Source organism: Arthrobacter sp. 05N429, from assembly GCF_056397045.1.
Map to the genome: position 1 here is coordinate 108,050 of NZ_JBFTMQ010000001.1, position 19,273 is coordinate 127,322.

At 66.6% G+C, this 19,273-nt stretch carries 25 protein-coding genes; 12 read left to right on the forward strand and 13 right to left on the reverse strand.

Going from position 1 to position 19,273, the window contains the following annotated elements; all coding sequences use genetic code 11:
- The first annotated feature begins 124 nt into the window (after positions 1-124).
- The 4 genes from AC1DF4_RS00535 to AC1DF4_RS00550 all read left to right on the forward strand — a co-directional run bounded on the left by AC1DF4_RS00535 (position 125) and on the right by AC1DF4_RS00550 (position 3,673).
- Complete coding sequence (locus AC1DF4_RS00535; RefSeq protein WP_476911070.1) at positions 125-1,351, forward strand: thiolase family protein; 1,227 nt, start codon at positions 125-127, stop codon at positions 1,349-1,351.
- Between the two features lie 71 nt (positions 1,352-1,422).
- A complete protein-coding gene (locus AC1DF4_RS00540; protein ID WP_476911608.1) occupies positions 1,423-2,157 on the forward strand; it encodes an enoyl-CoA hydratase/isomerase family protein in 735 nt (244 codons plus the stop codon).
- Positions 2,158-2,159: 2 nt separating this feature from the next.
- Positions 2,160-3,032 carry a 3-hydroxyacyl-CoA dehydrogenase family protein gene (locus AC1DF4_RS00545; protein ID WP_476911071.1) on the forward strand — a complete coding sequence of 291 codons (873 nt, stop codon included), beginning with the start codon at positions 2,160-2,162 and terminating at the stop codon, positions 3,030-3,032.
- A 32-nt stretch (positions 3,033-3,064) separates the two neighbouring features.
- On the forward strand, positions 3,065-3,673 hold the full coding sequence (locus tag AC1DF4_RS00550; protein WP_476911072.1) for a GNAT family N-acetyltransferase: 609 nt from the start codon (positions 3,065-3,067) through the stop codon (positions 3,671-3,673).
- 32 nt (positions 3,674-3,705) lie between these two features.
- Here AC1DF4_RS00550 and AC1DF4_RS00555 read toward each other — a convergent pair whose 3' ends face one another.
- On the reverse strand, positions 3,706-4,554 hold the full coding sequence (locus AC1DF4_RS00555) for an SGNH/GDSL hydrolase family protein (RefSeq protein WP_476911073.1): 849 nt from the start codon (positions 4,552-4,554) through the stop codon (positions 3,706-3,708).
- Positions 4,555-4,829: 275 nt separating this feature from the next.
- Here AC1DF4_RS00555 and AC1DF4_RS00560 point away from each other — a divergent pair, with 275 nt between their 5' ends.
- The gene (locus AC1DF4_RS00560) at positions 4,830-5,519 is read left to right on the forward strand and encodes a tyrosine-protein phosphatase (RefSeq protein ID WP_476911074.1); all 690 of its coding nucleotides are present in this window, start codon (positions 4,830-4,832) and stop codon (positions 5,517-5,519) included.
- A gap of 109 nt (positions 5,520-5,628) precedes the next feature.
- Here the strand turns inward: AC1DF4_RS00560 and AC1DF4_RS00565 are convergent, their stop codons facing one another.
- The 3 genes from AC1DF4_RS00565 to AC1DF4_RS00575 all read right to left on the reverse strand — a co-directional run bounded on the left by AC1DF4_RS00565 (position 5,629) and on the right by AC1DF4_RS00575 (position 8,301).
- Positions 5,629-6,843, reverse strand: a complete 1,215-nt coding sequence (locus AC1DF4_RS00565; protein WP_476911075.1) for a globin domain-containing protein — start codon at positions 6,841-6,843, stop codon at positions 5,629-5,631.
- 200 nt (positions 6,844-7,043) lie between these two features.
- The gene (locus AC1DF4_RS00570) at positions 7,044-7,757 is read right to left on the reverse strand and encodes a DUF4397 domain-containing protein (protein WP_476911076.1); all 714 of its coding nucleotides are present in this window, start codon (positions 7,755-7,757) and stop codon (positions 7,044-7,046) included.
- Between the two features lie 127 nt (positions 7,758-7,884).
- A complete protein-coding gene (locus tag AC1DF4_RS00575) occupies positions 7,885-8,301 on the reverse strand; it encodes a PaaI family thioesterase (RefSeq protein ID WP_476911077.1) in 417 nt (138 codons plus the stop codon).
- 162 nt (positions 8,302-8,463) lie between these two features.
- Here AC1DF4_RS00575 and paaZ point away from each other — a divergent pair, with 162 nt between their 5' ends.
- Both paaZ and AC1DF4_RS00585 read left to right on the forward strand, forming a co-directional pair.
- Positions 8,464-10,575, forward strand: coding sequence for a phenylacetic acid degradation bifunctional protein PaaZ (gene paaZ, locus AC1DF4_RS00580; protein ID WP_476911078.1), 2,112 nt, complete (start codon positions 8,464-8,466; stop codon positions 10,573-10,575).
- A 141-nt stretch (positions 10,576-10,716) separates the two neighbouring features.
- Positions 10,717-11,124, forward strand: a complete 408-nt coding sequence (locus AC1DF4_RS00585; protein WP_476911079.1) for a VOC family protein — start codon at positions 10,717-10,719, stop codon at positions 11,122-11,124.
- A gap of 245 nt (positions 11,125-11,369) precedes the next feature.
- Here AC1DF4_RS00585 and AC1DF4_RS00590 read toward each other — a convergent pair whose 3' ends face one another.
- The 4 genes from AC1DF4_RS00590 to AC1DF4_RS00605 form a co-directional block, all read right to left on the reverse strand.
- A complete protein-coding gene (locus AC1DF4_RS00590; RefSeq protein ID WP_476911080.1) occupies positions 11,370-11,546 on the reverse strand; it encodes a hypothetical protein in 177 nt (58 codons plus the stop codon).
- 161 nt (positions 11,547-11,707) lie between these two features.
- A complete protein-coding gene (locus AC1DF4_RS00595; RefSeq protein WP_476911081.1) occupies positions 11,708-12,103 on the reverse strand; it encodes an Asp23/Gls24 family envelope stress response protein in 396 nt (131 codons plus the stop codon).
- The gene (locus tag AC1DF4_RS00600; protein ID WP_476911082.1) at positions 12,096-12,704 is read right to left on the reverse strand and encodes an Asp23/Gls24 family envelope stress response protein; all 609 of its coding nucleotides are present in this window, start codon (positions 12,702-12,704) and stop codon (positions 12,096-12,098) included. The genes AC1DF4_RS00595 and AC1DF4_RS00600 overlap by 8 nt, the downstream gene beginning before the upstream one ends.
- Positions 12,695-13,411, reverse strand: a complete 717-nt coding sequence (locus AC1DF4_RS00605) for an RNA polymerase sigma factor (protein ID WP_476911083.1) — start codon at positions 13,409-13,411, stop codon at positions 12,695-12,697. Before AC1DF4_RS00605 ends, AC1DF4_RS00600 begins: the two co-directional genes overlap by 10 nt.
- Positions 13,412-13,483: 72 nt before the next feature.
- On the opposite strand from AC1DF4_RS00605, the gene AC1DF4_RS00610 reads away from it, so the two are divergent.
- From AC1DF4_RS00610 to amaP, 5 genes are read left to right on the forward strand one after another with little or no spacing between them, the layout of a single operon-like run.
- Positions 13,484-13,984 carry an Asp23/Gls24 family envelope stress response protein gene (locus AC1DF4_RS00610; RefSeq protein WP_476911084.1) on the forward strand — a complete coding sequence of 167 codons (501 nt, stop codon included), beginning with the start codon at positions 13,484-13,486 and terminating at the stop codon, positions 13,982-13,984.
- Between the two features lie 57 nt (positions 13,985-14,041).
- The gene (locus tag AC1DF4_RS00615; protein WP_476911085.1) at positions 14,042-14,221 is read left to right on the forward strand and encodes a hypothetical protein; all 180 of its coding nucleotides are present in this window, start codon (positions 14,042-14,044) and stop codon (positions 14,219-14,221) included.
- Entirely contained in the window at positions 14,218-14,658 is a 441-nt protein-coding gene (locus AC1DF4_RS00620) for an Asp23/Gls24 family envelope stress response protein (protein WP_476911086.1), read from the forward strand. Before AC1DF4_RS00615 ends, AC1DF4_RS00620 begins: the two co-directional genes overlap by 4 nt.
- On the forward strand, positions 14,655-15,236 hold the full coding sequence (locus tag AC1DF4_RS00625; protein ID WP_476911087.1) for a DUF6286 domain-containing protein: 582 nt from the start codon (positions 14,655-14,657) through the stop codon (positions 15,234-15,236). The genes AC1DF4_RS00620 and AC1DF4_RS00625 overlap by 4 nt, the downstream gene beginning before the upstream one ends.
- A gap of 48 nt (positions 15,237-15,284) precedes the next feature.
- On the forward strand, positions 15,285-15,902 hold the full coding sequence (amaP, locus tag AC1DF4_RS00630; RefSeq protein ID WP_476911088.1) for an alkaline shock response membrane anchor protein AmaP: 618 nt from the start codon (positions 15,285-15,287) through the stop codon (positions 15,900-15,902).
- A 115-nt stretch (positions 15,903-16,017) separates the two neighbouring features.
- Here amaP and AC1DF4_RS00635 read toward each other — a convergent pair whose 3' ends face one another.
- From AC1DF4_RS00635 to AC1DF4_RS00655, 5 genes are all read right to left on the reverse strand, one after another.
- Positions 16,018-16,236, reverse strand: coding sequence for a hypothetical protein (locus AC1DF4_RS00635; protein WP_476911089.1), 219 nt, complete (start codon positions 16,234-16,236; stop codon positions 16,018-16,020).
- Entirely contained in the window at positions 16,233-16,571 is a 339-nt protein-coding gene (locus AC1DF4_RS00640) for a hypothetical protein (RefSeq protein ID WP_476911090.1), read from the reverse strand. Before AC1DF4_RS00640 ends, AC1DF4_RS00635 begins: the two co-directional genes overlap by 4 nt.
- A 56-nt stretch (positions 16,572-16,627) precedes the next feature.
- Positions 16,628-17,233 carry a TetR/AcrR family transcriptional regulator gene (locus tag AC1DF4_RS00645; protein WP_476911091.1) on the reverse strand — a complete coding sequence of 202 codons (606 nt, stop codon included), beginning with the start codon at positions 17,231-17,233 and terminating at the stop codon, positions 16,628-16,630.
- A gap of 83 nt (positions 17,234-17,316) precedes the next feature.
- Positions 17,317-18,645, reverse strand: coding sequence for a phenylacetate--CoA ligase PaaK (gene paaK / locus AC1DF4_RS00650; RefSeq protein WP_476911092.1), 1,329 nt, complete (start codon positions 18,643-18,645; stop codon positions 17,317-17,319).
- A 16-nt stretch (positions 18,646-18,661) separates the two neighbouring features.
- A complete protein-coding gene (locus AC1DF4_RS00655; RefSeq protein ID WP_476911093.1) occupies positions 18,662-19,183 on the reverse strand; it encodes a hotdog fold thioesterase in 522 nt (173 codons plus the stop codon).
- Positions 19,184-19,273 lie beyond the last annotated feature (90 nt).

Here is a 19,273-nt window from a genome sequence, read left to right on the forward strand (position 1 = left end):
GCCGTGTAATCTTTATAGAACGAACGGTCGGTAAATTGGCGCGCTCCGCGGATTGAACGTGGATGCCGCCGCCGATCAGAGTTCTTTCGATGACAGAGACGTTTATCGCGTGAAGGGTGTACCCATGGCATCAGCAGCAGGACCACAGGCATTTCTCGTAGGCGGTGCCCGCACCGCGGTGGGCCGCTACGGCGGAGCACTCTCCGCGGTCCGCCCCGATGACCTGGCCGCCCTCGTGGTCCGCGAGGCCGTGGCCCGGGCAGGGCTGGACCCCGACAGCATCGACGAGGTCATCCTGGGCAACGCCAACGGCGCCGGCGAGGAAAACCGCAACGTCGCCCGGATGGCCACCATCTTGGCCGGCCTCCCGCTGCACATCCCCGGCATCACCGTGAACCGGCTCTGCGCTTCGGGCCTGAGCGCCATCATCATGGCCAGCCAGATGATCAAGTCGGGAGCCGCGGACATCGTGATCGCCGGCGGCGTGGAATCGATGAGCCGCGCCCCCTGGGTCCAGGAGAAGCCGCAGACCGCCTTCGCCAAGCCGGGCCAGATCTTCGACACCTCCATCGGCTGGCGCTTCGCCAACCCGCTGTTCCAAAAGGGCGAACTCTCCCGCGGCGGCAAGATGACCTACTCCATGCCGGAGACGGCCGAGGAAGTCGCCCGCGTGGACGGCATCAGCCGCGAGGACGCCGACGCCTTCGCCGTCCGTTCCCACGAACGCTCCCTCGCGGCCATCGCCGCCGGACGCTTCGCCGACGAAATCGTCCCGGTCACCGTCAAGACCCGCAAGGGCGAAACTGTCGTCGACACCGACGAGGGCCCCCGCGCCGGCACCACGATGGACATCCTGGCCGGTCTCCGCCCCGTCGTCGCCGGCGGCTCGGTGGTCACGGCCGGCAACTCCTCCACCCTCAACGACGGCGCCTCCGCCATCATCGTCGCCTCCGAAGCCGCCATCGAGAGGCTCGGCCTCATCCCGCGGGCCCGGATCATCGACGGCGCCTCCGCCGGCTGCGAACCTGAAATCATGGGCATCGGCCCCGTCCCGGCCACCCAGAAGGTGCTGGCCAGGACCGGTCTCAGCGTCGGCGATCTCGGCGCCGTCGAACTCAACGAAGCCTTTGCCACCCAGTCGCTGGCCAGCATGCGCCGGCTCGGGCTGGACCCCGAGATTGTCAACCGCGACGGCGGCGCAATCTCCCTGGGTCACCCGCTGGGTTCGTCCGGGTCACGGATCGCGATCACCCTGCTGGGCCGGATGGAGCGCGAAGACGCCAAAATCGGCCTCGCCACCATGTGCATCGGCGTGGGCCAGGGCACCGCGATGCTGCTGGAGCGGGTGTAGTGGTGGCCCCGGCGACGGGCCTCAACCCGCAGGATTTCAGCACGCTCCTGGTCGACGAGCGCCCGGACCGGATGGTGGTGCAGCTCAACCGCCCCGAGGTCCGCAACGCGATCGACCAGCAGATGGTCGACGAGCTCCACGCCGTCTGCGCCGCGCTGGAACAGACCCCGAAGGTGTTGATCATCGCAGGCACGGAGGGGGTTTTCGCCTCCGGGGCGGACATCGGCCAGCTGCGCGAACGCCGCCGCGACGATGCCCTGCAGGGCATCAACTCCACCATTTTTGTGCGGATCGCCAAGCTTCCCATGCCCGTCATTGCGGCCCTTGACGGCTTCTGCCTGGGCGGCGGCGCCGAGCTGGCGTACGCCGCGGACTTCCGGATCGGCACACCGTCAGTCCGGATCGGGAACCCGGAGACGGGTCTGGGCATCCTCGCCGCCGCCGGTGCAAGCTGGCGCCTGAAGGAGCTGGTGGGGGAGCCGGTGGCCAAGGAAATCCTGCTGGCCGGCAGCGTGCTGCGCGCCGAACGGGCCCTCGCCGTCAACCTCATCACCGAAATCCACGAGGCACCCGAACTGATGGCGGCGGCCCACGCCCTGGCCGACAGGATCGCCGGCCAGGATCCCCTGGCCGTCCGGATCACCAAGTCGGTGTTCCACGCGCCCGCCGAGGCCCACCCCCTGATCGACCAGCTGGCCCAGGGCATCCTCTTTGAGTCCCAGGCCAAATTCGACCGCATGCAGGCCTTTCTCGATAAAAAGGCTGCCAAGAAACCAGCCACAAAGTCCGAGCAGGAGAAGAACTGAAGATGAGCAACTCCGCACACCCCTCAAACCTTCCCGACTCCGTCGGGGTGCTCGGCGGCGGCCGCATGGGGGCCGGCATCGCCCACGCCTTCCTAATCAACGGCGCCAACGTCCTCGTCGTCGAACGCGACGAGGAGTCCGCCGAGGCTGCCCGCGAGCGGGTGGAATCGGCGGCTGCCAAGAGCATCGAGCGCGGCGCCATCGACGGCAACCTGGACGAGATGGTCTCTCGGCTCTCCGTGACAGTGGACTACGACGATTTCAAGGACCGCCAGCTCGTCATCGAAGCCGTCCCCGAAGACTGGGACCTGAAAGTGGCCTCCCTGCGGGGAATCGAGGAACGGCTGTCCGACGACGCCTACCTCGCCTCGAACACGTCCTCCATCTCCGTCAACGCCCTGGCCGGCGAGCTGCAGCGCCCGCAGAACTTCCTGGGCCTGCACTTCTTCAACCCGGTCCCGGCGTCCACCCTGATCGAAGTGGTCCTCGGCGAGCACACCTCGGAGCAGCTGGCCCAGACGGCCCGCAGCTGGGTCGAGGCGCTGGGCAAGACCGCCGTCGTCGTCAATGACGCACCCGGCTTCGCGTCCTCACGGCTGGGGGTCGCGATAGCCCTAGAGGCGATGCGCATGGTCGAGGAAGGCGTGGCGTCCGCCGAGGACATCGACAACGCCATGGTCCTGGGCTACAAGCACCCCACCGGGCCCTTGCGGACCACGGACATCGTGGGACTGGACGTCCGCCTCGGCATTGCCGAATACCTCGCCTCCACGCTGGGTGAGCGCTTCGCGCCGCCGCAGATCCTGCGCGACAAGGTGGCCCGCGGCGAGCTGGGGCGCAAGACCGGCAAAGGGTTCTTCGACTGGACCAGCTGACCGGCGATTAGCCAAGCCCCTAGGATGGTGCGGTGACTTCCATTGCCCCCATCACGCTGACCGGCAGATACGTCGTCCTTGAGCCGCTGAGCCCGGACCACCACGACGGCCTCGTCGAGGCGGCCCGCGACGGCGACCTGTGGCAGCTCTGGTACACCAGTGTGCCCGCCCCGGAGCAGATGGCCGCCGAGATCGAGCGGCGCCTGGCACTGCAGGAAAGCGGCGACATGCTGCCCTTCACCACGCGGCTGCTTGACCCCGCCACCGGCGGTCCGGGCCGTGTGATCGGCATGACCACCTACATGAACATCGACGCCGCCACGCCCCGGGTGGAGATCGGCTCCACCTGGAACGCGGCGTCAGCCCACGGCAGCGGCAGCAACCCGGACTCCAAGCTGCTGCTGCTGCGGCACGCCTTCGAAACGCTGGGCTGCCCCGCCGTCGAGTTCCGCACGCATTGGCTCAACCACCAGTCACGCGAGGCGATCGCGCGGCTCGGCGCCAAACAGGACGGCGTGCTCCGCAGCCACACCCGCAGCAGCGACGGCGCACTGCGGGACACCGTGGTGTACTCCATCCTGGAACACGAATGGCCGATGGTCCGCAACGCCCTCGAGTTTCGGATCGCCAGGCACCGGTAGCCGCTGCCTGGCCTGCCGGACGCGGGCCAGGGCTAGGGGACCCGAAGCGCAGCAAGGGCCGCGGCGTAACCGCCGGAATAGCCGGTGGCGGTGGGATGGAAAGCGTCAAACGGGCTCGGGCTGCAATTGATCGCCAGGGTGCAAAGACCTGTGGGCGCCACAATCCAGGGGTTCGCCGATCCGATTCCGTGGCCGGAGAACTTCTCCGTGACGCTGACGTATCCGACTCTGTTCACCAGGGCAGAGAACGCGATGGTGGCGTTGAGCAGGTCGGCCGCCGAATTCATCGACCGTGCCGCCTGCGTCTGTTCGGCGGTGAGCCCGGCACTCACGGTGAAGAGCCGGGGGTAGCCAGTCAGCACGATCCTGGCATTAGGGGCCGTGCTCTTGACGGTCTTGAGCATCTCCTTGATCTTGCCCGGCAGCTCGCGGAGCTTCACCACCAGCGAGTTGTACAGGGCCGCCTTGCAGGCCGGTGAGCTCGCCGAGGCGGTGCAGGCGAGGGCCACCTGTCCGGTGTCGACGTCGTTTCCGCCAACCGTCACCGTGACCACCGTGGCAGTCGCCAGGGCTGGCGCGAACTGGGTGGCGACGTCAATCACGTTCATGGTCGTGGCGCCGAAACAGCCCAGGTTCAGCGTGGCGTTGCGGACTGCCGGGTAGGACGCCGCGGTCTGCAGGCACGTGGCGGGAAGCCCGGCCGCGGAAGGGGTGTACGCCCCGCCCCCGGTACCGGCCGCGTAGGAGTCGCCAAGGGCGATATAGACGGGATCCGGGCGGGCCGCCGTGGCGGGCGCGGCCGCGAAACCCGCAACCAGTGCGACGGCGGCGACCGCCCCCGCCAGTCGTCCGGACCAGCGCCTGAGTGGCACAGTGTTCATGATGAGTCCCCTTGTGAGTCGGCACGGCGGGAGCGGCCTGCCGGCACACCGAACGGTGGCGGCCAGCGGGGCCTCCCGGAAACCCGGCTGGCGGACAGACTGTGGGAGCTTCGACCCTCAGCTCGGGGCAGTCATGGGGCCACGGTACGCCGGCACTGCACTGCCGGACACGGTAGGGCCTACGCGCTTCTACGCCAGCCAGGAACCGGGGCTACGTTGATTTCCGGCTGTCGACTACTCGGACCACGTGGTTAGCTGGCAGGGTGGATGATTTCTTGAAGCGTGTCGAATGGGACGGGGCGGTCAACGCCTGGCACACCGCCGGCAGCGTGTTCCGCATGGGACGCCGCGAATGGCTCACCGAGGCCGGCTGGCAACAGGCCTACGACGGCGGCATCCGGACAGTGATCGACCTCCGCAACCCGGACGAGATCCGCCGCCGCGATACTGATCCCCTGGTAAGCGCGGAGACCCTGGCGGCGTTCGACATCGTGCACGCCCCCACCGAGGATCCGGGCAACAGCGAGTTTCAGGAGCTGTGCGTTCCGTACCTGAACCATCCGGCGTCCTATGCAGACAATGCCCGGATCTTCCCGGAGAAGCTGGCCGCGGTCTTTCGGGCTGTCGCGGCGGGGCGCGGCGGCGTCGTGATCCATTGCTCGGCCGGCCGGGACCGCAGCGGGATGATCGCGGCCATGCTCCAGGACCTCGCCGGGGCGGGCGAGGATGCCATTGCCCGGGGTTACGAGCGGGCCATGCGCGGCATCAACGAACACCATCGCGTGTCCGGGGTGCCGCACCCGCATGAGCGGTATTTGCCCGAGGAAGTCCTCGCGCCCCTGCTCGAATCGCGACTCAAGAGCCTGCTTCGGTTTGTGCACAGCGTGAAAGCCGAGGAGTTCCTGCGCCACAATGGCGTAACGGAACCCGAACTGGCGGCCATCAGGGCCAAATTGGGGCGCTAGAGAAACCGGGTGAAGATTTGCCCGCGGGGCGATCCTGCCCGGCGGTCTCCTGCCGGGCGGCACCAAGCCGGCTGCCGAGCGGCGTCGGGCGGCCCGCTAACTGCCAGCGCTACTGGAAGTCGGCCAGCCAGAGGTCCGGGCCGAACACCTCGTATTGGATGTCTTTGGCCGGTACACCGCCGGCCACGAGTGCGCTGCGGACAGACTTCAGGAACGGCAGGGGACCGCAGAGATAGTACTCGGCGTCGTCTAGCAGTTCCACGGCGGTGACGTCCATAAAGCCGGAAAACCCCGACGGGGTTCCGCCTTCGGCGGGAGTTTCGGCGGGATTGAGGAACCACGTCATCAACGTCCCGTCCGCCAAGGAGGCCAGATCCTCCCTGACCTGTCCACGGAGCGGGAACGACGCCTCGCTGTCATCCGCGTGCAGCAGCATCACCTGGCGCTGGGAGCCAGCCTTGACGAGGTGGGAGAGCATGCCCGCCATCGGGGTGATCCCGATCCCCGCGCTGGCCAGGACCAGGGGCCGGTCCGTGTACTCGAGCACAACATCACCGAAGGGGGCCGAGAGGACCACCTCGTCACCCACCTGGACGTCGTTGTGCAGCAGGGTGGACATCTCGCCGTCGGGCGTCGCAAGGCCGTGGACCCGTTTCACCGCGAACTGGCGGTGCCGGCCGTCGTCGGCCTTTGTCAGGCTGTACTGCCTGGGCTGGTGCACGCCGTCGTGCATGGCCATCTTGATCGTGACGTACTGTCCGGGCAGGGACGGCTTGACCTCGCGCTCATCAGTCCGTTCGACGACGAACCTGACGACGTCGTCCGTCTCCTGGATCCGCTCGGCCACCCGCCAGGTCCGCCAGATCGTGTCGGGGGTGAGGTGCACCGCGTTGTACAGCCCGCGCTCCTTGTTGATAAGCATGTTCGCCATCAGCCAGTAGACCTCGTCCCAGGCTGCGGCGACGTCGGCCGTGACGGCGTCCCCGAGCACATCCACGATGGCCCACATCAGGTGGTCATGGACAACCTGGTATTGGTCCGGGCTCAGCCCCAGCGAGACGTGCTTGTGTGCCACCCGTGAGAGAAGGTGGTCGGGCACCTGGTCCACGTTGTCCACGAGCAGGCCGGCGAACGCCGCGATGGAACCGGCCAGGGCCTGCTGCTGCCGGCCGTCCGCCTGGTTTCCCCGGTTGAAAAGTCCATCCAGGAGGTCCGGCCGCGCGTCGAACATGTGTTTGTAGAAGCGCTTGGCGATCTCTTCGATGTGCTCGCCCACGACAGGCAGCGTTGCCTTGATGACGGGAAGTGAGGTGTCTGAGAGCATGATGGATCCCTTCCGGTGAGACCGGTTATACCCAGCGGTGCCGCGCGAATCAGCACTTCCACGCTAGCAGTCCGGGCACGAGGCGCTCCGGGTACATCGGCCCTACGTCAAGGGGTGGAATCCGTGTACGGCCTGACGGCAGCGCATTCCTTGCGGGATGCGCTGCCGTCAGGCCCGTCCCTCAGAACCGGTCGCCCGGCTCAGTCGTCGTGGTCGTGCCACTTGGCAGAGTCGACCACCTGGACTGCCACGCCGAGCGTGTCGTCGGCAAGGCTGCCCCAGGCGTACACGATCGTGTTCTTGCCCTTGGTGACCGGAACATCCGCGGGGCCGATCAGCGGCGCGGTGGTGCCGGCGGCAGCAACCGAGGCGGACACCGTTCCGGCCTTCAGCGTCAGCACCTTCTGATCGGGATTCTCGAGCTCCTCAATCACCGCGGTTCCGCCGGCCAGGACATCGACGGCGGGTGCTGCCGCCACGTGCCGGACGGTCAGCTTGCCCTCGCCCTTGGGGCTTGCCGAGGTGTCGTTCTTGAACAGGGTTGCGGTGGGCGCCCCGGAAGCATCCAGGTGCGCCACGGCTGTGTAGTTCCGGCCCTCTTCGAGGTGGACTTTAACCGGGCCGATCACCGGGTTGTCGGCGCTGGTGGCGTCCGCGGCAGTGATGGCGATCTTGTAGCTGCCGTCGTCGAGCTTGAGCGGGCCCGCGAGCGTTCCCGGCTCGAAGTCGTCGAGGGTGAGCTTGCCGTCCACCCACACGTCCACGGTGAGGCCGGGCACGCCGTGCAGGACAGACAGGCGCGCGTCGTCGTCGTGGTGATTGCCGTCGTGCTTCCCCCCGGCCTGGGCCGGGGCAGCGAAGGTGAGCGCGGCCAGCATCGACAGGGCCCCGGCTGCATAAACGGATTTGCGCATTTCAAACTCCTCATTGAGTTGCCCGGATCCGGGCGGTGATTTGCTTACACCGTTACTACCGGCCGCCACCCCCGTTTGGATGCACGCAGCCGGAACATTGCTTCCACCCGCGGTCCCGGCAGGTCTCTCAGCCCTTGCGGTCGAGCAGCAGGTTGGTGATCCGCAGCGTGCACAGCCGCTGGCCGGAGTCGTTGGTGATGACCACCTCATGGGTGGTGACGGTGCCGCCGAGATGAATGGGGGTCGCCGTGATCGTGATGAGCCCCTCGCGGGCCGACTTGTGGTGGGTGGCGGAGACGTCCACTCCGACGGCGGTCTTGCCCAGGGTGCTGGCGTGGATGACCGCGGCCCAGGAGCCCACGGCCTCGCCGACGGCCAGCGAGGCACCGCCGTGCAGCAGTCCGAAGGACTGACGGTTCCCCTCCACCGGCATGGTGGCGACGACCCGTTCGACGGATTCCTCGACGATCTTCACACCCATCTTCTCGTCGAGTTCGCCGAGGGTGATCTTCCACAGCTCGGTGTTCCGGGGCTCGGGCGTCATAACGTCTCCTCTGTGGCCGGAAATCCAAGGGCTCAGGCCGGTCAATGCCGCCGCAGCTAGTGTGCGGCAGGCCTCATTCATGTACTGTAGACATATTACCGAACGGACGGTCAGTAATGCTGGCCGTGTTGATCTTGCCCCTGTTGGAAGGACCCGTCAACGATGACCACCACTGCAACTGCTCCGGAACCCACAGTAGACACTGTCGAGATCGTTCCCAGCTTCATCCGGGATTCCTGGTGGACCCCCGACGCAGGCTCCGCGGCCGGCGCGGCCTCCGTCCTCGACGCCAGCACCGGCGAACTCCTCGCCAAGGTGAGCACCGAGGGCCTGGACCTCGCCGCCGTCGTCGACTACGGACGCACCACCGGCCAGGCGGAACTCGGCAAACTGACCTTCCACCAGCGCGCGCTCAAGCTCAAGGAGCTGGCCCAGTACCTGAACGGCCGCCGCGACGAGTTCTACGCGCTCTCGGCCCAGACCGGCGCCACCAAGATCGACTCGATGGTGGACATCGACGGCGGCATCGGCGTGCTCTTCACGTTCGGCTCCAAGGGCCGGCGCGAGCTCCCCAACGCGCAGGTGATCGTCGACGGCCCGATGGAGGTCCTGTCCAAGGACGGTTCCTTCGCCGGCGAGCACATCTACACCCGGATTCCCGGCGTCGCCGTGCAGATCAACGCCTTCAACTTCCCGGTGTGGGGCATGCTCGAGAAATTCGCGCCCGCCTTCATCGCCGGCGTGCCCACCATCGTCAAGCCCGCCACCCCCACGGGTTACGTCACCGCCGCGGTGGTCAAAGCCATGATCGAATCCGGCATCCTGCCCAAGGGGTCGCTGCAGCTGATTTCCGGCTCCGTTCGCACCATGCTGGACCACCTCGACTACCGCGACATCGTGGCCTTCACCGGCTCCGCCTCTACCGCCAACACGCTCAAGTCCCACGTCAACGTGGTCAAGGGCGGTGTCCGCTTCACCTCGGAGACCGACTCCCTGAACGCCTCGATCCTGGGCCCGGACGCTGTCAAGGGCACACCCGAATTCGACGCCTTCATCAAGTCCCTCGTCACCGAGATGACGGCGAAGGCTGGCCAGAAGTGCACGTCGATCCGCCGGGCCATCGTGCCGCAGGAACTCGTGCAGGACGTCATCGCCGCCGTCGGGGAACGGATCCAGGAACGCGTTGTCCTGGGCGACCCGCGCGCCGACGGCGTCAACATGGGCGCCCTGGCGTCCCTGGAGCAGCTCGCCGATGTGCGCGCGGCCGTCCAGTCCATGCTCGACGCCGGCGGCGAACTCGCCTACGGCACGCTCGACTCGCCCAAGGTCACCAGCGCGGACGGCAGCGTCGGCGTCGTCGACGACGGCGCGTTTATGTCCCCCGTGCTGCTCAGCTGGGCTGATCCGGAAGCCGAAGAGGTCCACTCGCTGGAGGCCTTCGGCCCGGTGTCGTCCGTGATCGGCTACACGGACCTGGCCGACGCCGTCCGCCTCGCCGCCCGCGGCGGCGGATCGCTCGTCGCCTCGGTCTGCACCAACGATCCCGCGGTTGCCCGCGAACTCGTCACCGGCATCGCTGCCCACCACGGCCGCGTGCACATGCTCAACCGCGAGGACGCCCGCAGCTCCACCGGCCACGGTTCCCCGGTCCCGCACCTTGTCCACGGCGGCCCCGGCCGCGCCGGGGGCGGCGAGGAGCTCGGCGGCATCCGCTCCGTCCTGCACCACATGCAGCGCACCGCCATCCAGGGCTCACCGAACATGCTGACTGCCGTCACGGGCGTCTGGCACACCGGCGCAGACCGCAACTTCACGCTCGAGACCGAAGGCCAGCACCCGTTCCGGAAGCACCTGAGCACGCTGCACATCGGGGATGCGATCCGCTCCGGGCTGCGCGAAGTGAGCCTGGACGAGATTACGAAGTTCGCTAACTCCACCGGCGACACCTTCTACGCCCACACCAACCAGGAAGCCGCCGAGGCCAACCCGTTCTTCCCCGGCATCGTGGCGCACGGCTACCTCCTGCTGGCGTGGGGCGCCGGCCTGTTCGTGGAGCCCGCGCCGGGTCCCGTCCTGGCGAACTACGGCCTGGAGAGCCTGCGCTTCATCACGCCGGTGGCCGCGGGCGACTCCATCCGGGTCACCCTGACCGCCAAGAAGATCACCCCGCGCGAGACCGACGAGTACGGCGAGGTGGCCTGGGACGCCGTCCTGACCAACCAGAACGACGAAATCGTGGCCACGTACGACGTCCTCACCCTCGTCGAGAAATAGCCACGCCTCCCCTCCAGTTGCTCTATCACTTGTGGCTGCCAAACGACCGAAATGACAGCCACAAGTGATAGAGCAACCATGGAAGTGCGGGTTCTTTCTGCCCTGCTCCGGCGTAAAATTTTCAACGTAGGAGGTGGCGAAATGACCCTAGTACTCAACAAAGCCACAACAGTCCTGCCCGTCGATGATGCAGAACGTGCCCGGCATTTCTATGCCGACACCCTGGGGCTCCCGCACCATGGAGTGGCAGACGACGGAAGTGAAATGTTCGGCAGCGAGGGCGGCCCCATGCTGCAGCTGATGCCCGTCAAGGACGGTAAGCACTCCGAGCACACAGCCCTGAGTTTTGAAGTCTCCGAGATCGAGCGGACCGTCCAGGACATGGAGTCCAAAGGCGTCCAGTTCCAGGACTACGACCTGCCGGACCTCAAGACCGAGAACCACATCTGTACAACGGATTCGGAGAAGTGCGCCTGGTTCATGGACACGGAGCACAACATCTTGTGCGTCCACGAGGACATCACGACGTTAGCTGACTACCAGCTCTGACCGGGCTCTGATCGGCGGACAAAATCACGGCGTCCCGGCTCAGCGGGGCGCCGCTCTGTGTTCGTGGGCAGGTCCCCAGCGGGGCGGGGGCACATTGACACGGACACGCCGGTATTAGTTGGCGAAACGTGTGCCGGGGCCCTCAAAGTTCCTCCGGACCGCCGTCGCCGCCTGCCCCCGGACCGCGTGGGCGGGATCAGCGCCGCGCCATTGCCGGGGGGCAGGGGCGTGAAGACCGGCAACTGTTATGGGTCGCGGTCGTCTTCGTCGGGGTTCTGGGCCGTTGCGTCCCCGTCCGCAGCCTGTCGATTCTCATGTACCCTCTTTTCGCCTCTGCGCCGGCCAAAAGACATCAGCGCCGACAGGACCACCAGGACGACGATGATTCCCGCGATGATCAGGATGAGCTGAACCGGTTCCATTGTTGGGCCTCTTCCGTTTGTAATCCGTGCGGCCAGGTCTCTGCCGGCCCTGCTGGCTTTGCGTGCAAGGTGGTACTCCGGAGGAGCGGGCGGCGCCGGTTTCCCCGGCGTATCCGCCTGCTGCGCGACCGGGCAGTGAGCGGCCGGTGATTGCATCCGGGTTACAGCATTGCTGTGCCGCGGTGGGGTTCTATGGCGAGGATGGTGATGTCGACCGTGCCCGGCGTGAGGCCGGTGTGGCTGATGCTCTCACTCACGCGCCGTTGTACTGCCTCGGCAACCTGGAGGGCGGTGTAGGCGATGTCGGTGGCGATATCGAGGTGGACGTGTGCGGAGCCGTCGCGGATTGTCGCGGTGACGCCGTCGTGCCGGTACGTGCCGTCCTGGCTGCCGGCAGTGCGGAGGTTTTGTAGGGCGGCGGGGGCGAGCCGGGCGAGGAAGCCTTGGATGGTGGGCTCAAGCCTTAGGACTCCGGGTGTTTCCAGCGTGGTGCGGGTGGCGATGGACGCGATGAGTTGGCTGGTAATGATAGAGCCTCGGAGGGGTTGGTCAGACATCGTAAAGGTCCTCCACGGTGATGTTGACGATCCCGGCACCAATTCCGACGCCGGCCGGAATCGCGTTGCTGATCTCGTGCCGCAGCGCTTCCGCAATGAGGGGGATTTCCATGCCCGCGGCGGCGGCCACCCGTAGATTGACGATGAGGCGAGGACCGGCGTCGGCGGCTGTGCCGGCGGTTCCGCGCGGGTGGTCTTCACTGGCGGGGGCTGCGGAACGTATTTCGATGCGGCAGCGTCGTGAGCGGACGCCGGGAACCGCTGCCGCCGCGGACCGGATGAGCGAGCTCAGGGCCTGTTCGCTGATCTCGGTGATGCCGTTGTCAGCGCTGCGCAGGAGGATTTTGCTGCCGCGGCGGACTTCCGCGTGGGCCACCTCCATGATGGCTTTCTTGATCCCGGGACCGGGTTTCAGCGCGGGATTGTGCAGGTCGCTTTCCCGCAGTGAGCTGGTTGCGTCGCTGAGTCTTTGCAGCCGGGTCCTGGCTGTCTGGCATTGTTCGCACTGTTCTTCGTGCGCGGTGGGGGGCCGGTCGATGGTCGCCCAGATGCGGTCGATGCTCTGGCCGCAGCCGAGCCGCGGGACGTCCTCTATCGCCACTGGCTCATCCCTTCTGCTATCTGGTGCCGTGCCCGGGCGAGTGTGCCACGGACTGCTGTCGGGCTGATCTTCAGTGTGACACCAATCTCGGCGTAACTGCGTCCGTGCATTTCCCGCAGCAGCCAGCAGGCCCGTTGTGCCGGAGGGAGCGTGTTCAGCAGTGCGGTCAGGCCATCCTGTTCGGCCGACCATTCAGCCTCGTGCGCCGGATCCCAGCGGGCCGACACCGAGCGGGCGCGGGCACCCGGCAGAGTGTCCATTTCTTCCGAGTCGATGATGTCCTCGGCATGGGCGGACCGCTTGCGCAGCTGATCCAGGCATTTGTTCGTCGCCAGCCGGTAGATCCAGCCTCCGAAAGCATCAACGTCAGCCAGCATGGGAAGACCACGCCAGCTGGTTGTCAGAGTCTCCTGAACGATGTCTTCGGCTTCGCCACGGTCGTTGACCATCCGGTAGGCCAGCCGGAAGAGCCGGGACTGATAGGTGAGCACCAGGTGTTCGAATGCTGCCAGATCGCCGTCTTGGGCGCGGGCGACAATGCTCCCCTCGTCGAGGTCCGGCTCAAAGCCGGGGCCATGATCAACCATGCACTTTCCATCCCGTCCTGAAACGCACCGGACCTTGGCCCCAATATGCCACAGCCGGTCGACGCCGGAAACCGATCCGCGGCGTTGTGCCCCCTGGGAAGAAATAATCTGCCGCACCACGTGACGATTCCTGCCGGGCTTCGTCCTTACCGGTGTACGCACCACCACCAGTCCCACGAGGAGATGTTTTCCATGACAGAGACACCCAGGACCCCCGGAACCACCAGCGGCGTCATGGCCACCCCGGGGCAGACGCAACGAAGCGCGCTGGAACAGTCGAAGGCCAGGGACGCGCTGCACACCGATCGTGGTGACACCACGATCGAGGAAACGGTGGTGCAGAAGCTGGCCGGCATGGCCACCCGCGAGGTTCCCGGCGTGTACGCGATGGGCAGTGCGGGCCGACGCGCGTTCAGTGCCCTGACCGAACGTATTCCCGGCTCCCAGACCAACGTCAGCGGCGGCGTCAGCGTCGAAAAGGGCGAACTTCAGACCGCAATCGATGTCTCCATCGTCGTCGAGTACGGGTTTTCCGTGGTGGAGGTCAGCCAGGGCATCCGCCGCAACATCATTCAGTCCGTTGAGCGCGCCACCGGACTGGAAGTGCTCGAAGTGAACGTCAATGTCACCGATGTCCACCTGCCCGACGACGAGCATGAGGACCAGCAGGTCCAGAAGACCCAACTGCAGTAACCACCCGTCACAGTATCCTCCGCCAAGGGGAACGGGACGAAGAGGAAAAGGATGGCTATGTCTACTACACGTTGGTGCCTGACGATAGGTCTAGTTCTTGGAATCGTTCTGGGTTTCGGCGGCTGGCCGGCGCTGCTGGCCGCGGTGATCCTCGGACTCATCGGCCTGGTGGTCGGCCGGGTCGCGGAAGGAAAACTCGATTTGCAGGCCCTGTTCGGTAGAGCATCGAGCCGATGAACCCGCCAGGATCCCACGCCCTGCCCACGCCCGGTGACGGGGACGCCGTCGGGGACGACGGTGAGGACTTCGGCGAGACGGGCACGCGCGGGCAGACCGTCCTGGCCGCCAAGGTGATCGAGAAAATCGCCGCGCAGGTGGCCAGCGACGAATCATCCGCTGGCGGCGCCTCCGGCGGTTTTCTGGGCATCGGAACACGCGCTGATCTCTCCGCCCGACCCAAGGCGACGGTTGAACTCGCCGGGAACATCGCGACCTTAAGCGTCGAGGTGGGAATGCTGTATCCGGTGCCGTTACGCCAGGCCACCGAGGAACTGCGCCGCCGGATCAGGGCCAGGGTGACGGAGTTAACCGGCGTCGACGTTCGGCAGGTCGACATCCGGATCTCGTGGCTGACCACCAGCACCGACACCCCGGGACGAAGGAAACTGCTATGAGCCGGAACGACCAACGATCCATGCGCCTGCGGCACCGGCCCAGCCGCGCCGTGCCGGCACTCATCGTCGGGACCCTACTCCTGGCCGCTGGCGTCGCCTTGGCCTGGCTGGCTATCACCCGGTTGATCGACGGCACATGGCCCGCCCTGCTGGAGGGCCCTCGCGACTGGTTGGCCGCACTGACGTGGAACGACCCCGCTGTCTGGCTGATCGGAACAGCCGCCGTCGTGGCAGGAGTGACCCTGTTGCTGTGTGCCCTCATTCCCGGCGGGTTCAATGCAATCGCCATCGATGATTCCGGCGCAGGGGCCGAGGCCCCGCCGGTGCAGGATCGGGAAACAGTGATGACCCGCCGGGCCATCGCGCACTTGGCCAAAGCCCGTTGCCTGCAGATCGACGGCGTCGGCTCGGTTTCAGCGACAGCCACCACCGGGCGGGTAAACCTGAGGGTCACGACTTTCCTGCACGAGCCAGGGGATCTGCGCACCAGGATCACCGACGCTGTCCGGGCCCGGCTGGAAGAGACTGGGCTCTCGCCGGTTCCGCAGGTTACCGCCTCCGTCCGGTCCAGAGAGTAAGACCATTCGCGCACCCGCCCACCGCGATTATCAGAAGGACGGCTTCCGATGAGACAGACCGCAGGAACCCTGAACCGGACCTGGCTGACTATTCTCGGCGTCGTTCTCCTGACTGCCGGCATCGCCCTGCTCCTGCAGGCCAGCGGGACAGCGCAGTCTCTGCTGAACACCGCACCCGCAAGGAACTACGCCGTCTCCGGCGATCTGCAGGCCTTGTTCGCGCCGCAGTGGGTGGCGGCGACCGTACTGATTGTTGGAGTCGTCCTCGGGGTGCTGGGGCTGCTGTGGATCATCGCCCAGATCCCGAGGAAGAACCCGGCCGGCACCTATCGCCTCCATGACGACGGAGGCCAGGGGTTCACCCTGTGCGACCCGTCCGTCCTCGCGGCCGCCGTCGAAAACCGGATCAACTCGCTGCCCGGTGTCGTCACTTCCGCGGCCCTGCTGAGAGGAACAGCCAGAGCCCCCGACCTGAGCCTGAAGGTGACGCTCAATGACAGGGCCGATGTCCAGGACCTCATCCACCGCATCCAAACATCCACGCTGCCGGAGCTCTCCGACGCCCTGGAAGCGCCGCTGCAGCGCAGCCAGCTGCAAATAGACATCAGCGGACGAGGCCAAAGCACCGGAACCGTGGTGCATTCCACCGGCACTGTCGTCCACTAGCCGCTGGTCCCTTCATTCGACGGAGGCCGAGGGCGCGATGCCGATCCGCCGGCCGCGCGGGGGCAAATTGACACGGGCACGCCGGTGAGAGTCGGCGAAACGCGTGCTGCGGCGTTCAAAGTGCCCCCGGACCGCCGTCCATGCCGGCCCCCGGACCGGCACCGCCGGGGCTGTCCGGGCGGGACCACGGCGTCACCGGACGGGTATGGAGAACGCCGTCGACCCTCAGGTCCACCCGCTCATTGAAGAAGCTGATGAGGCCGTGGATCTGGGCGGAGTCGCGGTACCGCCGGTCGTAGCTCCATGCCACGCCGTTCGTGCTGGCCAGCGTCACGCCGTGGGGGGCACCTCCACGTCCACGGACGACCCTCGGATGTCCACACGGTGGAACGGATCGCGGGGGTGGACGATGATCTCCCCGTCGTCTTCGAGCCAGTCGAAGGCCGGGAAATCCAAGGTGACATACCCCGCCAGGTCGAGCCCGGCCAGCAGTTCCTGCTCAGGCACGGCATAGACGGGTGTGATCCGACGCGGTTCCCAAATCAGATAGGCCCGGAGCGTATCGACGACGGCGGTCCCGTCGAGGCTCGCGCGGATCCGCTTGGCGGTGGGTTCGTACCGCAGATGGGGAAAGGTGCCCATGAGCACCGTGGATAGTCTGGTGGCCATCCTCCAGCGTGCCCCCGGCGCCGTGGCCCGTCAATGGGACCGGCGGCCGGGGCGGACTACTGCGGGACGTGGAGGCCGTGGAAGGCCATGGTGATGACGTCGTCGGCCAGTTTCTCGGGGGAGAGGGAGCCGCCGGGTTTGTACCACTCGACGATGGAGTTGATGGTGCCGAAGAGCAGCCGGGTGACGGTGCGGGGATCGATGTCTTGCCGGAGTGACCCCTCGTCGCGCGCTGAGGAAATCAGGGCCGCCACCTTGTGGTCGAAGGTGCGGCGGCGTTCCATCGCGTCGCGCTCGATCTCCGTGTTGCCCCGCAGCCGCAGCAGCAGGGTCACAAACGGAAGCCGCTCCACCAGCACCGAGATGGTCTGACGGAGGACGAACTCCAGCCGGGCTTCGGCGGTGCCGGTCTGGGCCTGCGGCTGTTCCAGGATGGCTTCGAGGCCGCCCAGGGCGTGGTCCAGGGCGAGCTTCAGCAGGTCACCCTTGGACGGCACGTGGTGGTAAATGGCTGACTTGGAGATACCCAGGTTCTCGGCCAGGATGCCCATGGACGTGGCGTCATAGCCATGGCGGTTAAAAACGTCAACAGCGATCACCAGCACCGACTGCTGGTCATAACCGGGCCGGCCGCGTTTCGTGGTTGTTGCTGTTGTGGGCATAGTCGCTAGTTTCTCACGATCAGGAGATCGGTCAGCCCGCCGGGCTGCTCTCGCGGGCGGCCGGCGGGCTGGACAGGATGGGGTCAGGCCTTGGGGCGCATGTCGTAGATCCGGCGGAGCTTGCCGTTGGACCGCTCGAGGGAGCCTGGCTCGACGACGTCGACGGCACAGGAGGACCCGACATGGATCTTGATCTGCTGCTGCAGGACCCTGGCAGCCGAGGCGACACCCTCGACCGTGACAGACTCGCGGCGTTCGATCTTGACGGTCAGCTGGTCCATGCGCTGGCCTTCGGGGCGGGTGAGCTCGAGCTGGAAGTGCGGGCTCAGCTCGGGGATGCGCAGCGCGATCTCCTCGATCTGGGAGGGGAACAGATTCACGCCGCGCAGGATGATCATGTCATCGCTGCGGCCGGTGATACGGCCCATGCGGCGGTGCGCGGGGCGGGCCGTGCCGGGCAGCAGCCGGGTGAGGTCCTTGGTGCGGTACCGGATGATCGGCAGCGCCTCTTTGGTGAGAGAGGTGAAGACCAGTTCGCCGTGTTCGCCGTCGCCCAGGACCACGGACGGGTCAAAGGCGTCGATGATCTCGGGGCGGAAGTGGTCCTCCCAGATGTGGCTGCCGTCCTGGGTTTCCACGGCCTCGCCGGCGACGCCCGGCCCCATGACCTCGGAGAGCCCGTAAATGTCACAGGCCTTGATGTTCATGGTCGTCTCAAGCTCGTGGCGCATTTCCTCGGTCCACGGCTCGGCACCCAGCACGGCGAACTTGAGCGATGTGGAGGCCGGGTCGATGCCCTGCTTCATCATCGCGTCGGCGATGGTCAGCAGGTAGGTCGGGGTGGCCAGGATGGCGTCGGGCTTGAAGTCCTGGATGAGCGTGATCTGGCGTTCGGTCTGGCCGCCCGAGATCGGGATGACCGTGCAGCCGAGGGCCTCGGCGCCGGCGTGGGCGCCCATTCCGCCGGTGAACAGGCCGTAGCCATAGGCGTTGTGGACCTTCATGCCCGGGCGGACGCCGGAGGCGCGCAGCGAGCGGGCAACGAGCTTGGCCCAGTCGGCGAGGTCCTTCTTCGTGTAGCCCACCACGGTGGCGCGGCCGGTGGTGCCGGAGCTCGCGTGGATGCGGGCCACCTCGTGCTGCGGCACGGCGAACATTCCGAAGGGGTACTCCAGGCGGAGGTCTTCCTTGGTGGTGAAGGGGAACTTGCCGAGGTCGGAGAGCTCACGGAGGTCGGTGGGGTGGACGCCGGCTTCGTCGAACTTGCGCTTGTACAGGGGAACACGGTCGTAGGCGTAGGCCACGGTGTGCTGCAGGCGGCTGAGCTGCAATGCCTCGAGCTCGTCGCGGGAGATGGTTTCTTCGCGGTCCAGGACAGCTTCACTGGTGGCGGCGACGGTTTCTTGGGTCATCTGGGGTTCCCTGTTTCTATTTCTTGGAGATGGTGCGGCTGCGGCCGCGGAACTCGGCGACGAGTTCGCCCGCAGGGGCGTCGGTGGGGAGTTCGCCCGGGGCCGTAGCGGCGTGCGCGGCGCCGGCGGGTGCCGACTGCCGTGCCTCAGGCGTGCCCGGATCTGCGGCGTAGATCTGGATGTCATAGAGTCCGCTGCGTCCGGTGCTGGCGCGGCGGTTGGCGACGGCGGTCAGGACCTGGCCGCGGAAGGCCGGTTTAAGGAAGTTGATGTCGACGCCGGCGGCGACGGTGATGTTTCCCTCCTCGCCGGGACCCGGGTTCGCGGGGTTGCAGGCCAGCGCGAAGGCGGTGTCCCCGAAGGCGAAGATCATTCCGCCGTGGGCCATGCCGAACCCGTTGAGCATTTCCTGCCGGAGCGCCATACGGATCGTGGCATGTCCCTCGTCCAGCGCCACAACTTCGATGCCCATCCATTCCGACGCGTAGTCGTCTTTAAGAATGGGGTGGGTGCCACCGGAAACCGTCAGTTCAGCCATGCGTCATTGCCTCCAGCTTTATTTACCGAATGTTCATTAGGTAATCCCATTTGGGTGCCTTCTGTCAAGAGCTGACAGGCGTATGAAGCT